Genomic DNA, 16,214 nt, shown 5'->3' with positions numbered 1-16,214 from the left:
GTGACGAATCCCACTTCCTCATCCCAAATCTCCGCCCCAATGGACAAACTCATCGCCCATCTCGTCCTGGCCTTTCTGGTCAGCGGCGTCTGCGCCGTGCTGTTGCGGTTTATCAGGATGCACGGCGCGCTCAAAGCACTGATCAATCTGCTGATCACCACGACCGTGGTCTGCGCCGTGGTGATGCAGGACGGCTCGGCACCGCCGTGGCAAAACGCGCTGTTGATTGCGTCGTTCTTCAGCATTCCGGCATCGGTCTGCGTGGTGTTGGTGAGTACCGCAATGGCATGGATCATCAACAAACGCCGCGCACGCAGACCGGCTTGAAACCCGTGAGCGCTGCAGACAACACCTAGCGAGCATCTGCCCACTGCCCGCAGACCACGCCTGCTGGCACGCAACGCCTGCTCGTCATTAGAGAACGCGCGCTGTGATTACCACCTTCAGAAAAAGCGCAGAAATCCAGCGCTCTTCCGATTCCCGATTCCCCAATCCCGATTCCCAGCGCGTCAGCGCTTCACATCAAACCGCGCATCGCCCACGCAGGCCTGCACATCGGCTACCGACAGCGGATTGAAATCGCCGGGAATCGAATGCTTCAGGCAACCGGCGGCCAGGCCGAAGCGCGCCGTGTCCTCCAACGACCAGCCTTCGATCAGGCCATGCAGCACGCCGGCCGCAAACGCATCGCCACCGCCGATGCGGTCGATGATGGGGGTGAGTTCCTCGCTGGGCGCACGCGCCACCGCGCCATCGCGCGGCACCAGCATCGCGCCCAGGCTGTGGTGGTCCACGTTGTGCGCCACGCGTTGCGTGCACGCCATCAACTGCAGCTGCGGGAAGGCAGCGAAGGCTTGCTGCGCGGCCGCTTCCACGCGCGCTTCCAGCGTGTCCTGCGCAAACTCGCCGCCCAGCACCACGCCGATGTCGCGGTAGTCGGCAAACACCACATCCGCGCAGGCAAACAGCTGATGCAGGATGCCGCGCGCATCGCCCTGCCAGCGTTGCCACAGCTTGGGCCGATAATTGCCGTCGAACGACACCTTGACCCCGGCCGCACGCGCGGCACGTGCCGCCGCCAGCGTGGCCTGTGCCACCTCCGCGCCCAATGCCGGGCTCACCCCCGACAGGTGCAGCCACTGCGCGCCTTCCAGCAGACGCGGCCAGTCGTAGGCGTCGGCCGGTGCCAGCGCAAAGGCCGAGTCGGCGCGGTCGTAGATCACTTCGCTGGGGCGATGGATCGCCCCGGTGGTCAAGAAATACAGGCCCATGCGGCCGTCCACGCGCCGCACATGGCGGGTATCCACATCGTGCCGGCGCAGTTCGCCCAGCACCGCGGCGCCCAACGGGTTGTCCGCCACCGTGCTGACCATCGCCACCTCGTGGCCGAAATGCGCCAGCGAAACGCCGACGTTGGCCTCCGCACCGCCGCAGTGCACATCCAGCCGAGGCTGCTGCAGCAGCAACTCATGACCAGGCGCCCCCAGGCGCAGCAACAACTCACCAAAACACAGGATACGGGCACGGCTCATGCGGCAATTACCTCGGCTGGGTGGTGCGTGACGAGTGGGGGCGCCGGCGCACACTGAGATGACCATCGGTGTCATTCTAGCCGGCACGAAATGCCGGCTGCTACGGCCATGATGCGACGTGAAGTGACCGCTTGCACCCGTTTTTCGGAAATTTGGTGGCGTTTTCTGCTGCGCTGCAAGATGTTACGGGACGATTCAGCTGGTAACGTCGTTTTGACCAGCGGTGTCATTGCCGCTCTCAACCCGCTATTTCACATTGTTCATGGACCCTTGGGAGGGGAGGACATGCAATTTCGGACCACCAGCCGGAAGACACCGGTTACCTTGCTTGCGCTGTCGATCGGCTTGGCGCTGAGCGGCCAGGCTGCCGCACAAGATGCTGCCCAATCGCCCGCCGAGCCCGCCGTTGACCTGGACACTGTCACGGTGACCGGTTACCGCGCCAGCGTCGAGAAGGCCCTGGACATCAAGCGCGGCGAAGCCGGCGTGGTCGATGCCATCGTGGCCGAGGACATCGGCAAGTTCCCCGACCTCAACCTGGCCGAGTCGCTGCAGCGCATTCCTGGCGTGGTGATCACCCGCGACGCTGGCGAAGGCCGCGCCATCACGGTGCGTGGCCTGGGCCCGGAATTCACCCGCGTCCGCATCAACGGCATGGAAGCGCTCACCACCGTGGGCGCCGGCGACCAGAGCGGCGGCACCAACCGCGGCCGTGGCTTCGATTTCAACGTCTTCGCCTCGGACCTGTTCTCGCAGCTGATCGCACGCAAGACGGCCTCGGCCGATGTGGAAGAGGGCTCGCTGGGGGCCACCGTCGACCTGCGCACCGCGCGCCCGTTCGACTACAGCGGCTTTACGTTTGCCGCCAGTGGCCAGGCGGCCTACAACGCCATGGCCGAGAAGGCCAACCCGCGTGTGGCGGCGTTGATCGCCAATACCTGGGCCGACAACACCTTCGGCGCGTTGCTGTCGGTGGCCTACACCGAGCGGCAGGTGCTGGAAGAAGGCTCCAACACCGGCCGCTGGGCCAACGGGACGAGCAACGGCAACTTCAGTGCGGCATCGCCATTTGCGGCCGCACGCTCGGCCGACGTGTACCACCCGCGCTTCCCGCGTTATGTGCAGATGGAACACGACCAGCAGCGTCTGGGCGTGACCGGGTCGTTGCAGTGGAAGCCCACCGACCGCACCACCATCTCGCTGGACGCGCTGTACTCCAAGATCGACGCCACGCGCGATGAGCATTACATCGAGGCCATCTCCTTCAGCCGCGGTCGCGACAGCGGCACGCCGCGCCGCGCCGACCGCGACGGCAAGCCGGCCACCATCGTGCGCAATGGCGAGATCCGCAACAACGCGCTGGTGTACGGCGAATTCGACAATGTCGATATCCGCTCGGAGAACCGCCACGACGAGTGGAACACCGAGTTCAAGCAGGTCAGCCTGGATCTGGAGCATCGCTTCAGCGATGCCTTCTCCGTGTCCGGCCGTGTCGGTACCTCGCGCTCGGCGCACGAGAACCCGGTGCAGACCACCATCATCATGGACAAGTACGACGTCGACGGGTACAGCTACGACTATCGTGGCAACAACCGCGCGCCGGTGCTGAACTACGGCATCGACCCGACCAATCCTGCCGGGTGGGAACTGGCCGAAATCCGCCTGCGTCCGCAGACGGTGGACAACGATTTCGATACGGCGCAGATCGACTTCAACTGGAACATCAGCCCCGGCTTCCGCCTCAAGGGTGGCGTGCTGGCCAAGGACTACACCTTCAGCACGGTTGAGCTACGTCGCGCCAGCGAAGTGTCGGTGCCGACCTTTGCCAATGGCACCCGCATCGTGCCGACGGACCTGACCGAGCAGGCAGGCCTGAAGGGCATCAACGGCAGCCCGTCCAACTGGGTCGTTCCCAATCTGGATGCCGTGGCCAACCAGCTCGGCATCTACAGCAACACCGGCACCTACGCCGTGGCGCCGCGTGCCAACAACACCCGCAGCGTCGAAGAAAAAGACCGCGGCGTCTGGTTGATGGGCGAGTTCTCCACCGATCTGGGCTCCATCCCGCTGTCGGGGAATTTCGGCGTGCGCTATGTGCGCACCGAGCAGGAGTCCACCGGCTATGCGTTGATCAACAACGCGCCGGCGCTGACCACGGTGGGCCGCAAGTACAACAACACGCTGCCCTCGTTCAACCTGGTGGCCGAGCTCGCGCCCGACCTGCTGCTGCGTCTGGGCGCGGCCAAGGTGATGTCGCGTCCCGGCCTGGGCAGCCTCACGCCCGGTGTGACCGTGGCCGTGGCCGGTGGCGCACGCACCGTGTCCGGCGGCAACCCGGATCTGGATCCGATCGAAGCCACCAATGTCGATCTTGGCCTGGAGTGGTACTTCAACGAAGGCGCGATGCTGGGCGTTGGCGTGTTCTACAAGGACATCGAAAGCTTCATCCAGACCGCACGCGAAGTGCGCCCGTATTCCAGCAGTGGCCTGCCGGCCTCCTTGCTGGATGGCACCGGCGCCAGCATCAACGACGACTTCACCTTCAGCATTCCGTTGAACACGCCCGGTGGCGAGTTGAAGGGCGTGGAAGCGAACTATGTCCAGCCATTTACGTTCCTGCCGGGCAAGTGGGCCAACCTGGGCGTGCAACTGAACTACACCTGGGTGGATTCGCAGATCCAGTACCTGTCCAGCACCGGCGCACCGGTGATGAAGAACGACCTGACCGGGCTGTCGCGCTCGTCGTGGAATGCAACCTTGTTCTACGAGGGCGAGTCCTTCGCCGGCCGCATCTCGGCCACCAATCGCGACGATTACCTGACCCAGGCCCCCGGCACGGAAGCGGGGTTCAACGTGGATGGCGTGCACGGCATGACCGGCACCACCATGATCGACGCCTCGCTGCGCTACAAGATCAGCAAGCAGCTTGAGTTGAGCCTGGAGGGCATCAACCTCACCAACGAAGCGTCCGACGAATGGGTGTGGTCGCCGCAGACCGGCGAGTTGCCGCTGCAGTACACCGAAACCGGCCGTCAGTACTTGCTGGGCCTGCGCTACAAGTTCTGAGTGCAGCCAAGTCGCGCCAAGAGATCTCCGCCCGCTACGTACATCGCGTAGCGGGCGCGAGATCGACGGTGCAACGCATCTGTACGACGCACCGCTGGCCGCACACCGCTGCACGCAATGCAGTGGTGGATGGCAACCCGCCCGCGCCGCGCACAACGCACCGCCCTGGTCATCAGCGTGCGTCCAGTGGCGGCCAAGGTGCGATGCACGCGCAGGCTGGCACCGCGTAGTCTATGCAGGCCATCGCGGCGCCGGGCAAGACATGTGGCAGACCCGTGCCGGCGTGGGGCTGTCATCCCCATGCAGTTTCGAATATTCGCCGCGCGGTGACCCCGTGCGGCGATGCTTTTTGAGGAGTCAGGCAGTGAGCGTGCAGAAGTGGTGGACGAGTGTGCTGTTGTTGATTGCGCTGCCGATGCGTGCGGCCGCCGCCGATGCACCGGAATTGTTGTTCCGCGTCTCGGCCGACCAGAGCCTGCAAGCCGATGTCGCCCGTGGCGATGGCGTGCCCAATTTCCGCGACAAGATCGCGCTGGTGCCCACCGGCAAACGCGGCAACGCCATCGAGTGGGCCGACGACGGCGTACTGTCGTGGAATGCGCCCGGCAACCTCTACACCCAGCGCGGCACCCTCAGCTTCTTCTGGCGTTCGCGTTACCCGGTCGGCGAAGCGCCGTTCGTGATCTTCCGCGTCGGCTACGCCGATCACACCAGCTGGGACATGGCCTGGCTGCGCATCGACTGGAACGGCCACGGCTTCGATGCCTTCGTCACCGATGCCAATCTCGCGCGCACCCGCGTCTCGTTCAAGCTCGACAAGAACCCGGCCGCCAGCGACTGGACCCACATTGCGTTTGCCTGGGACGAAACCCGCGGCGTGCGCCTGTACGTGGACGGTAAGGAAGCCGCACGCGTGGACTGCGGCGCGCCTTGCGCCAATGGCGGTTCGTTCGATTACGACGCCGCGCTCGACCAGTTCGGCCTCGCCGGCCGCGTGATGTCGCCGCACCAGGTGCAGAGCCGCTATAACTTCCTGCGCGGCAGCGACTTCGACGAGATTCGCATCTACGACCGCATGCTCGACGCCGGCGGCGCGGCCGCACTCGCGCGCCTGCAGGAACCCACCACCGCACCCGCCATCGCTGCGGACGCGCAATACGCCGCCTTCCTGCATCGCTACGGCTGGGACAACGGCCATGCACCGCCCGCATTGACCGCGCCGGTCACCCGCATCCGCAAGGTGGAATTCACCGACGCGCGCGACCTCAAGCAATGGATGTGGAAGGCCACCGACGGCATCGCCGAAACCACCTGGCCCGGCGTCTACAACCGCTCGCGGCTGCCGGGACGCAACGACTACTTCCAGCTGCCCGACTGGAACACCTATGTCGAAGGCGGAAAAGCGCTCGACCTTACCCTGCCGGACGAGCCGTTCAACCGTATCGAACTACGCGGCGCCGCCTACGGCCAGGCCACCTACGCTGCACCTAATGCACAGCCGCAACCCCTGTTCGCACGTCAACAAGGCGTGGTGCGCAGCGTGGATCAGTTCCCCGAGCGCCGCGGCGGCACCCTGCGCTTTGCCAACACCGCGCAGGAAACCCCCATCCAGGAAATCTGGGCCTATGACGTGCAGCCTGGCGAGGTGCCCAAAGGCAGCGCGCAACTCAGCTACACCGTGCGCAGCGACATCCAGCCCGACTACGACAACCTCGCCGAACTGCGCGCTGTCATCGCTGGCCGCTACCCACCAAGCGAACGCCAGACCGTGATTGCGCTGCCCACCAAGGCGCCGGCCCGCAAGCGCCCCAGCGACAAGACCGCAACAACGAACCAGCACCCCATCGTGCACATCCTGGTGCCCTCCAGCCTGGGCGACCCGCCGCCGGATCAGCCGCTGATGCGCAGCTGGTCCTACGGCTGGGAAAACATGCACGACGGCCTGGACGGCATCGCCATCACCTTGCCGGCGCTGAACCTGCCAGCCACCCACAACGGCAGCATCCCGCTCAACATCCGCATCAAGGACCCCATCTGGCCCGCGCGCGACATGATCGATGTCTCGGTCGCAGTCGTCCCTGGTCAAGCGCGCACGCTATGGCTGGATCTGCGCGACAGAATCCTCAGCAACGACAGCCTCATGCTCAGCATCGCCGCCGCCGCACCCGGCTTCGATGCCCAGGCGCTCGACGGCACCCAATTGCAGCTGGTGTTCAAACCGCGCGCTGAGGCCATCAAAGAACACGTTGCCGACCGCTTCAACCAGGTCAAAGACAACTGGGGCTTTTTGGTCGAAGAACACACCACCTCCAAGCGCCAGCTGCTCTACAAACGGCTAGATGCCGACATCACCGATCTACTGCGCGTGGACCCGGACAACGCGCTTGGCCGCGAATACTGGAACGACATCAGCTACGCCAACCAGAGCGAATTGCCGGTCGAGATGCCGGCCGTGCCCAAGGGCGTGCCCGCCTGGGCGTTCTGGCAGCTGCAGGACCTCAGCGCCACCCGCCGCTACATCCGCTGGTGGATCGAGCAGCGCCAGGTGGCCTACGGCGATTTCGGCGGCGGCATCTCCGACGACTCGGACCTGGTGCAGCAATGGCCCGGCGTCGCGCTGATGGGTGTGGACCCGGACATGCTCAACGCCTCCATGCTGGCGCTGTCCGATGCCAACTACCGCAACGGCATGTTCACCAACGGCCTGTCCACCATCGAAACCGACGAGCTGCACTCGTACGAGGAGGGCATCAACCTCAACAGCGCCCTGCTGTACCTCAACTGGGGCGACCCGCGCACCGTCGAGCGCCTGATGCAAACCGTCAAAGCCTTCGACAGCATCATCCAGGTCAACCCGCAGGGCCACCTGCTGTTCGCCAGCAACTGGTTCGGCGGCCGCAAGGTTTATCGCGAACCCAACTGGCAATGGCAAAAACCGTATTCCTTCCCCATCGTGCACCCGGCCATCCTGCTGGGCGGCTATAACGCCGACCCCAACAGCCGCCGTATCGTCACCGGGCTAGCCGACGGCTATCTCGCCCACGCCTATACCAACGCCAAGGGCAACTGGGCCCTGCCCAACGAGATCAACTGGCAAACCGGCAAAACCCGCGGCGGCGAACTGTTCGAAGGCAGCGGCGGCGCCGACACGCTGCACACTTTCTGGGCCGCCTACCGCTTCACCGGCGAAGATCGCTATCTCAAACCCATTAACTACCGCGTCGCCAACAGCGGCCCGAACGGTTTATCGCTGCTCAACGAAAACTTTCTCGACGTCATGGGCAAGCGCAATGACTGGGCCAGCAAGTTGATCGACGCCGCAAACAAAGACGACGGCAGCGCCCCGGACTTCCCGCACCATGTGGCCTGGGAGCAAACCGGCAACCTGGATTATCTCGCCGCCATTTACCGCAGCGAGGCAAGAGAGAAACTGCAGAACTTCTACATGAACACCGAAGGCCACTGGTGGAGCGACCGCGTGGAATCGCCCACAGTCAACCTGCAGCGCGCACGCTTAGGGGGAGTGGCGCTAAAGCGCAATCAAACCTATCCCGGCCACACCGTGAGCTGGCGCTTCAATGACCCAGAGGCCGCCACCCAAGTGGCCATCGCCATCCCCGCACCCCAGCAAGACCGCTTCATCGTCATCGCCTACAACACATCGAACAAAAACCAGCGCGCCAGCATGACCGGCTGGAACGTCGCCCCGGGCCAATGGCGCATCACCCAGGGCGTAAGTAAAGCCAATGACGGCAAGCTCGACAGCAACGCCAAGACGCAAGAGCTCGCTTTCGAAAAAAGCGCTTCCATCGACATCGACTTCCCCGCAGGCCGCACCACCGTCCTGCAGCTCGAACGCATTGCAGCCACCACCCCGGTCGAACTGCGCCCGGACTTGGGTATTGGTCATGGCGATGTGCGGGTGACCGCAGACGGCATTGAGGTGACCGTGCACAGCCTCGGCCATGCCGATGCACCGGCCGGGTTTGTGGTGCTGGAGGATGGGCATGGGAAGGAGTTGGCACGCGGCGCGTTTCCGGCGCTTGCCGCACCACGCGATCTGCACCCGATCACCACGCAGGTGCGCCTGCCGCTGAGCAACGCCGCAAACCTAAAAGCCGCGCAACTACGCGTCATCACCGATGGCAACGCCGCAGAGATTACCGACCTCAACAATAAACTGCCGCTGCCAACCCCAACCACCGCGCCAACGACAAAAAACAGCCCATAACCAAACTCACCCATTCCTTCTCCCGCACGCGGGAGAAGGTGCCCGAAGGGCGGATGAGGGCAAAGCCATAAAGCCAGCGATCAGTCGCGCAACCGCATTGACGCAACCCAAAAACTCGGCGAGGATCAAGTCACGCAGGACTTAATGCAGCCTCAAAGCCACACATTTCTTCAGGGGAAAGAAACAATGTTGAGCAAGGCATGGAGCATCGTGGCACTGACTGTGGCCGCACTCGGTGTGTTTACCCCAACAGCGCAAGCGCGTCAGGGCCGCTAGATCGCACCACACCACTAGCCACGGCGGTTACTACAAAGCAGGTAATGTGCAATGCATAAGGTTGAACCTCCTGGCCAAGAGGGTTGGGAGTAGGGGATTAATTGCCTCCGTCCTTATCCTTTCGCGCTTCCAACTAGCAAGGAGAACTTTTTGGCTTCGGCGATTTCAATCTCTCTAGAAAAATTCTTCAAATCTGCTGATTATCCGATCATTTTTACGGGGGCTGGGGTCTCGGTTCGAGCTGGCTTGCCGACGTGGAAAACATTGATCGAGAAAATGGCGGCTGCTATGCAGGCCCACGATCCAATGATCTCGCAGATCATGCTGCAGTGCGTGAGAGACGGCGAATTTACAAAGGCAGTAGATTACTTCAATCTAACATCTAAAATGTTGGATGGGGATAAATTGTCTCTCCTACGTATATTGTTGAAAGAATACGACTCCAACAAGATAAGTCCGATAGCACGGCTGCCATTTCGAGCGTGCGTGACTACGAATTTTGATAAGAGCATTCATGATGCTATAGCCGTAGAGCGAAAACGTGCCGCTATCGACTATAAGTATGGCGACTCTTCCTTTAAGCAGGCACAGTGGGAAGATGGCCTTTTTGTCGCAAGAATTCACGGAGCCGCCGAGGTTCCAGCTTCGATGATCCTTTCGGAGGCACATTTCTCAAAGATTCTGGCTGATGAGAACTACCAGCATTTTCTAAGAACCTGCTTTGTTCATAGGAATGTGTTGTTCTTAGGATTCTCGTTCTACGACCCTGCGATTCGCAGTGTCTTTGAGGAAATTGATCGGCAGTTTGGGCCGGCTACGCCGGGGCGTCACATGGTGCTCTTACCAGAAAGCTCAAGTGTTGAATTTCTCCAGAAGGCTAACCGCTTAAATATCGAGGTCGTAAAATATTCTGAAGCGGATAGTCACAAAGAATTATGGCAAGCTGTAGATAATTTCAATAGAAGTGATCTAAAAGTACATGCGGACTCTCACGCATCCCGCCCTCTCGGGCCAGCGAAACGATTCCTGGCAGCTTGTTTTGCTCGCGCTAAAACTAGAGATAGGTCCAGAGCCTTGAAGGAGGCCATAACGGAAGGAATTGTCTCCGCAATGCTTCAAGAAGCCGCGCCCGGAGCAATTTCTAGAATGGATCTTCTGGAAAAAATTCGCACAAACCTTGGACTTAAGAAGAGCGAATCAGAAGTTTTTGTGGATTCCGCGATTCGCTCCCTTATCGAGGCTGATCTATGTCGAAAAATGAAATCGGGACAAGCGATCAAGTTTTCCTGGCAAGGCGACAAGTCCGATGAAGACTCGCTTGAATTTGCTATTGGAAAACTCTCAAAGAGCCTTGAACAACGAGCGTTCTTGCAAGAAAAATGGCGTTTTGAAGAGCGATTGTCCAATGCGCTTCCCGAAATGTTTAGCCAGCTTGTTCGGACTAGAGGTTGGGATTTGGGAGCATCGTTCGCTGCGGGCAAAGTTCCGGATCCAGTTTCTGTCGAGTCGGCCATAGGTCAACATGTCTTACCGCTATCTGCATTTGATCGAGAGAGACTCCTGCGCGTTTTTTTAATTATGCTGCAGAATCCTACTGAAGAGGAGGCTCGGATTCTTGGCGAGCTGGGGCGTGTTAGTTTCGCACTCGAAATGGCCTTTCAGGCCCCACAATCGACACTGCTGCATAACGCCATATTGCCGCACAGAATTTTCTTTGACGCGAGCGTTTTGCTTCCGGCGTTAGTTGAGGGACACCCCTTTTCGCGCGTATATAGCGAGGCTATTGATCGACTCAAGAATGCTGCTGCTTCTGCCGCAGTAGATATGCGGCTAGCAGTTTGCACGGTCTACCTCAATGAGATGATTAGCCATCGACGCGCAGCGGAAGCAATCCGACAAGAGTATGGAAATGACTTCGAGAAAATGGCCAGAATGGATGCCCTATATCACGGGCCCACAAATACCAATGTATACATCGGCGCGTATGCAAACTACGCGCATAATAATAATGAATCCATTTCCTTCGATGCTTACCTAAAGAAATACGCTCCGTATCAAAGTGAGCTTGACCTGAAGAAGTGGTTACAGGGAAGAGGGTTTGAGGTTGTAGAAGCACCCAAGACGTCTCGTTATTCAGATCTGTATGGAAAGCTGGAGATCGAGTATGCAAATTCACTAGCAAACGGAAAAAAGAAACCTCTCCTTATAGAGCATGACGCAATTCAGATCGCAAGAATTGAGTCGGAAATTGCGCGCGGCGATCGTGTTCTTTTCGTTACTGCGGACAGGCAGCTTAGAGAATTCGTATCAAAGATTGGATTAACTAATGTTGCAGACGGGATGATTAGCAACGTAGGGCTAGTGCAGTTTATTGAACTTGTAATTGGTGGAAATTATGACGGGGCAGGGATGACCGAGCTGCTTTGGAATACTCGCATATCTGACAAGGCAATGGCTGTTCGATCTTACTTCACCAACGTTGCACTTCAAATGTATGACGACGGTATGGCTATGGCCATGCCGGACATCGTGGAGTCGTATTCGGATCAAAGTGTTCAAGAGATGGCCAGGCAAGGATTTGACCTTGATTCTGAGGAGCCAAAGGGCCGGGCCAAGGCTTTCCAGAAGCTAGGCACGCTAGAAGCTAGCTATTTTAAAGGCATGTCTCAAGCGGTTGAGAAGATTAGAAAGCGTCTCGAAGAATAATATGAATACACTTCAAGCCACTGAGGTGCATCCTGGATAAATCTCGCTTTGCAATCAGTGTTTTTTAAGGTGCAGCATAAAAGTTCGTTAAGATCGAATCCACTTCGCATTTTTGAATTAATCGAGTTCTTAGACCTTACAAGGAAAATATTATGGACGATGAAATCCGAAAAAAGAGAGCTGCGTCAGGTTATCGAAAGGCAAGTAAAGAACTCGATGCGGCGCTTGAGGAGCGGAATGCTATTCCGGACCCTGAGCCAAATGAGCCAAAGCATCGCACAGCCCGTAGGGCGAGAGCGGCGAAAAAGGTTGCCGCGGCATCCGTTAAGGTCGCGCATGCATCTCACGAAGAACTAGATGCAAACTTACCACCGGCTTCGGATACGCCACGGTCGCGGCGTAGGTTCTAACAAGTGATTCAAGCCGATACCGTTCCATGGAGAAACGGGGCCAGGTCGGAGCCATTGCATGGTCAGAACATCACAGAAAGAACCACGCCAACAGCAGTTCCCGGCGTAGCGTTACCGCCTGAACATGATTGAAGACTCCGCGACTATGAGCGTGCATGGCGTAATAGCGACGCAAGCGCGCTTGCTGCGTTATTTGCGAAAGATGGCTTTTTGATGCAGAGCGATCATCCTCCAATCCGGGGCAGGGCAGCTATTCAAACGGCCTGTGAAGGTAGCAGCGGAGGCCCGCTACGTCTGCGCTCACTCGGTTTTTCCGCTGAAGATAAGATCGCCTACATCATAGGTGCTTACGGCTACGGAGATGCGCCCGGCGGCATAGGAAAGTTCACTCTCACGCTGCACCGAGCGCCCGGCAAGCCGTGGTTGATCTTCTCGGATATGGACAATCTCAATGCTTCGGCCAAACGGTAGTCCACTTTCATGGATCGAGGTGAGCAAAGAAGGGAAGCGATGTACGTAATCTTTGTGGCAGCCATACTCGAAAAAATCATTATCAATTTTTAGCTCGAAGCAGTTGACATCCCAACAAACCCGCAGCAATCTCTACCATAAGGAGCGTAGAAACTCCTCACAGAGCGGTACCCACCTCCGTCAAACCGGTGGGTTTTTTGTGTCTGCAGCGTCTTGCGGGCGCAACCGACGCGATGCCTGCGTCGGGAGGGCGGCTAATACAACACCCTTCGGGGAAATACGCCCGCCGGCTCTGTGCGGTTTCTAACCTCCCGACATCCCGTCGCCACCCGGCGGCGGGGCCTGTTCGTCAAGGAGGGCTTTGCCATGCGTCGACCCACGTCCAGTCCCAAGCCAGCGCGCAAGCGCGTCACCGTGCCGCCGCCCACCGAGATCGGCTGGCACTCGCTTGACCCCTCGATCCCGCCGCGGCCCTACGTCGAGCGCACCCCCATCCCCGAGCCCCGCCCCGACCCCAACAAGCCGCGCCGCCCAGGCCACCCGCGTGCCCCGCAACACTGCACCGTCGGCTACGGCTACTACCCCGACAGCCACCAACGCATCCCCACGCTGCGCCTGCGCGGCCGCTGGCTGGAACAACTCGGCTTCACTATCGGCAGCAAACTCCACATCCGCATGCGCAACGGCGAGCTGGTCGTCACCGTGGCGGATGATGGCGAGAAGGCGCCAGACAAGGCAGCCAACAATTGACCGTAGGCACCGACTCGACGAGCATCATGCTGACGCCGGCTGCGCACCAGCACGCGTAGCGCTGTGCTGGTCGCTCACTGGCGATCCGAGCGTCTTGTGTTTTGCACGGGGGATTTCGCCGGCAAGGTAGATATCAAAGAGCTTTGCAATACGGCACATCCCGTTAGCCGTCGGTGCTAGCAGGACTGCTTTGCCGGTAAGCAGATCAGAGAAGTTAGAAAATTTGAAAGGAATGGAAACCATGAGCTCGGAAATTTACGAAAAGACAAACGCGGCGCGTGACGAGTTGTTTGGATCTCTGGGAAAGGTCGATCCTGATGTCATCGCGCATGCTATAAACCCGGCCTTTATGGGCGGGCCCAGTTGGCCTGCACTGAGGCAGGCATTCAGCGTCATTCGCACAAGCAACAGCATTAGGGTGGCAAGCAATGGTCTTTCAGACCCGTTCGATGATGTTGAAGAGCCGAACAATGGCTATAGGTTGGAAATCATCGCGGAGACAAAAGAGAAGTTGACTGGCGACATTGCAGGGTCATGGCTTTTCAAGTTGGTCTACGCACTCTCTCAGCAAGCCGCATGCAGCGGGCAGATGGCCGACTTTATCGAAAGACACGGCGTCATCACGATGGAGCTCTTCGCTCAAGATTGCGGCTTGGAGGACTTCCAGAACGAACACGGCATGGTGGGCGTCATGATTGGGGTTGAGCACCCTGAGCTCCCGAAGAAGATTCAATTTCCAGCGGAAGACGTGTTCCTGGCAGCTGTGCAGATCTTGAAGCCTGACGAACTGGCCTACGTCGCCGAGAAGCGTGCGGAAGGACGCAACCATTTACACAGCCTGATGAAGTCGTCGGGACAGTACCATTTCGTCAGCCCCGGCCGTGGGTCATTGCTGGAACATGGCGCAAAGCCGAGCAAGAAGGCTTGGTGGAACTACTTTGGGAAGGGTTAGCTGTTACCGGGAAAAGCAGCAACGTCGTTCGTTGGCCTGAGCGCAGTTTGGGAAGTGACGGCTATAACGGGGTCAGGCTCGCGGAATAGTGAACCCAACCCCGTTACTAGGCGGACTAACCCACAAACGCCTGCCGATGATCGCGAACAAAGTCATCGAATGTACGCGGCCGCTTCCCGGTGAGCCGCTCGACCTCGAACGTGGGATCGATGTCGTGATGGCCTGCCACCACATCTGCGAATTGCACGGTCAGGCCCTTGGCCATCCACGGCGAGTTGCCGGTCGCACGCATCAATACGCGAAACACCGGCGTTGGCAGGTCGAGATAACGGACCTTGCGCCCGATGGTTTTCGATAGACGCGAGGTCGCTGCCTGCATGTCGAGCGTCTCGGGACCAGTGAGGAAATAGGTTGCACCTGCGTGCCCTTCTTCGGTCAATACCGTGGCGGCCACGCGTGCGATGTCGCGTGTGTCGATCCACGACACGCTGCCCCGGCCTGCCGCCATCGGGAACACGCCCTTGGCGATCGGATCCTTGAACCACAGGAAATTCTGCATGTACGCGGTGGGCTTGAGGATGGTCCACGCGATTCCTGAGGCGCGCAGGTGGTGGTCGATCAGGGCATGCGATTTCGCCCACGGCACCGGCGAACGCACGTTGCAATCGGATGCCGACACTTTCACGATCCGACCGATGCCGGCGCGCTTGGCTGCATCGATGGCGGCCGTCTCCTGAGCGACCTGCTCGGGAGTAGGCGGGGTGATGAGAAACAGCGTGTGGCAGCCCTGCATCGCGCTTTGTAGTATGTCCGGCGTGTCGAAGTCGCCCAACACGGCATCCATGCCCTTCTGCTGCAGGTTGTCCACCTGCTCCTGCTTGCGGCACATCGCGCGAAACGGCGTGGCGACTTCTTGTAAGAGCCTGCACAGTTCGCCGCCGATACCACCCGTGGCACCTGATACCAGAATCATGATTGCGTTACTCCTGCAGTTTGACGATGGAACTGGAAGCGCTGGGCGCTTCACCCAGATACTCCGAGATGACAGCGCTCATCTGCTCAAGCGTGCGGACGGCATCGCGGATGCGATCGATGCCGATCTTGTCCGCGATTGCTTGATCGACGGGGGCAACGGCGTTTTCAGCGCCGTTGACGGCCTTGATGCCTGCGCGGGTAAGGACAACGAGCTTGGCGCGTAGGTGATGGGGATTCGGCTGGAACTCGACCAGCCCCTGCTCGGCAAGTACATCCACGATGCGCTGCACTGCCTGCCTGGTGAGGCCCATGTTGCGCGCGATCGAAGCCGCGGGTAGCGGTGCTGGTGCGTAACGCAGCGCGGCCAGCACTTGCCACCACGCACTGGTGAGCCCCAGATGGGCAACCAGCTCGTTGCCAGCGCTGACCAAGCGGCCATTGGCTGCGAACACCGCCAGCGCCAACGCGCGGACATGCTCGTTGTCGGTCTGCATACGAAGGCTCTTTCTCAAGTCGACAACATGTTGTCAATTGAAAAGTGAGCTGCGTGTGATTGTGTAGCGTAAGGTCTGGTTACGAGACATGGCTCGCCACGAATGAAAAGCGGGCCGCTCGGGTACTTCGTCTTGCGAGCGCATCTATGCAATCGACGCAGACCGGCCGAGCATGCTTGGTGTCGAATGCAGAGAGAGTTGCCTGCAAATCAATTGAAAAATAATCAATGGAATGGTTTTAGCGGTCCATTGTCATTGGACGAACACGTAGCGTGAATGCAGCAGAGCATGCCGTTCTCGTGGTAGCGCTCAAGCGTTATGTCACATGGACGTCAGGCCCACTGATGCGCA

Annotated in this window: 9 protein-coding genes and 1 pseudogene; 7 read left to right on the top strand and 3 right to left on the bottom strand. The window is 59.7% G+C overall.

The window, feature by feature from the left end:
* Positions 1–39 precede the first annotated feature (39 nt).
* Complete coding sequence (locus J7396_RS06135; RefSeq protein ID WP_209261151.1) at positions 40–327, top strand: hypothetical protein; 288 nt, start codon at positions 40–42, stop codon at positions 325–327.
* A gap of 182 nt (positions 328–509) precedes the next feature.
* Here J7396_RS06135 and J7396_RS06130 read toward each other — a convergent pair whose 3' ends face one another.
* Complete coding sequence (locus J7396_RS06130) at positions 510–1,532, bottom strand: sugar kinase (RefSeq protein WP_065627734.1); 1,023 nt, start codon at positions 1,530–1,532, stop codon at positions 510–512.
* Between the two features lie 285 nt (positions 1,533–1,817).
* Between J7396_RS06130 and J7396_RS06125 the strand changes: the two genes are divergently transcribed.
* The 6 genes and pseudogenes from J7396_RS06125 to J7396_RS06100 all read left to right on the top strand — a co-directional run bounded on the left by J7396_RS06125 (position 1,818) and on the right by J7396_RS06100 (position 14,394).
* Complete coding sequence (locus J7396_RS06125; RefSeq protein ID WP_014088948.1) at positions 1,818–4,598, top strand: TonB-dependent receptor; 2,781 nt, start codon at positions 1,818–1,820, stop codon at positions 4,596–4,598.
* A 364-nt stretch (positions 4,599–4,962) separates the two neighbouring features.
* Positions 4,963–8,829, top strand: a complete 3,867-nt coding sequence (locus tag J7396_RS06120; protein WP_209261150.1) for a LamG-like jellyroll fold domain-containing protein — start codon at positions 4,963–4,965, stop codon at positions 8,827–8,829.
* A gap of 426 nt (positions 8,830–9,255) precedes the next feature.
* Positions 9,256–11,811, top strand: coding sequence for an SIR2 family protein (locus J7396_RS06115; RefSeq protein WP_209261149.1), 2,556 nt, complete (start codon positions 9,256–9,258; stop codon positions 11,809–11,811).
* Positions 11,812–12,371: 560 nt separating this feature from the next.
* Positions 12,372–12,692: pseudogene (locus J7396_RS06110) on the top strand (nuclear transport factor 2 family protein); the annotation flags it as partial.
* Positions 12,693–13,058: 366 nt separating this feature from the next.
* On the top strand, positions 13,059–13,442 hold the full coding sequence (locus tag J7396_RS06105) for a SymE family type I addiction module toxin (RefSeq protein ID WP_209261148.1): 384 nt from the start codon (positions 13,059–13,061) through the stop codon (positions 13,440–13,442).
* Positions 13,443–13,683: 241 nt separating this feature from the next.
* Positions 13,684–14,394 carry a hypothetical protein gene (locus tag J7396_RS06100; protein WP_244669542.1) on the top strand — a complete coding sequence of 237 codons (711 nt, stop codon included), beginning with the start codon at positions 13,684–13,686 and terminating at the stop codon, positions 14,392–14,394.
* 115 nt (positions 14,395–14,509) lie between these two features.
* Here the strand turns inward: J7396_RS06100 and J7396_RS06095 are convergent, their stop codons facing one another.
* Entirely contained in the window at positions 14,510–15,367 is an 858-nt protein-coding gene (locus J7396_RS06095) for an SDR family oxidoreductase (protein WP_209261188.1), read from the bottom strand.
* A 7-nt stretch (positions 15,368–15,374) separates the two neighbouring features.
* A complete protein-coding gene (locus J7396_RS06090; RefSeq protein ID WP_071118685.1) occupies positions 15,375–15,863 on the bottom strand; it encodes a helix-turn-helix domain-containing protein in 489 nt (162 codons plus the stop codon).
* Positions 15,864–16,214: the final 351 nt, after the last annotated feature.

It is taken from the genome of Xanthomonas sp. A1809, assembly GCF_017746015.1.
In the GTDB taxonomy this organism is placed as follows: Bacteria; Pseudomonadota; Gammaproteobacteria; order Xanthomonadales; family Xanthomonadaceae; genus Xanthomonas; species Xanthomonas euvesicatoria.
Note: the sequence above shows the minus strand (reverse complement) of the source record. Positions and strands in the feature narration are given on the sequence as shown.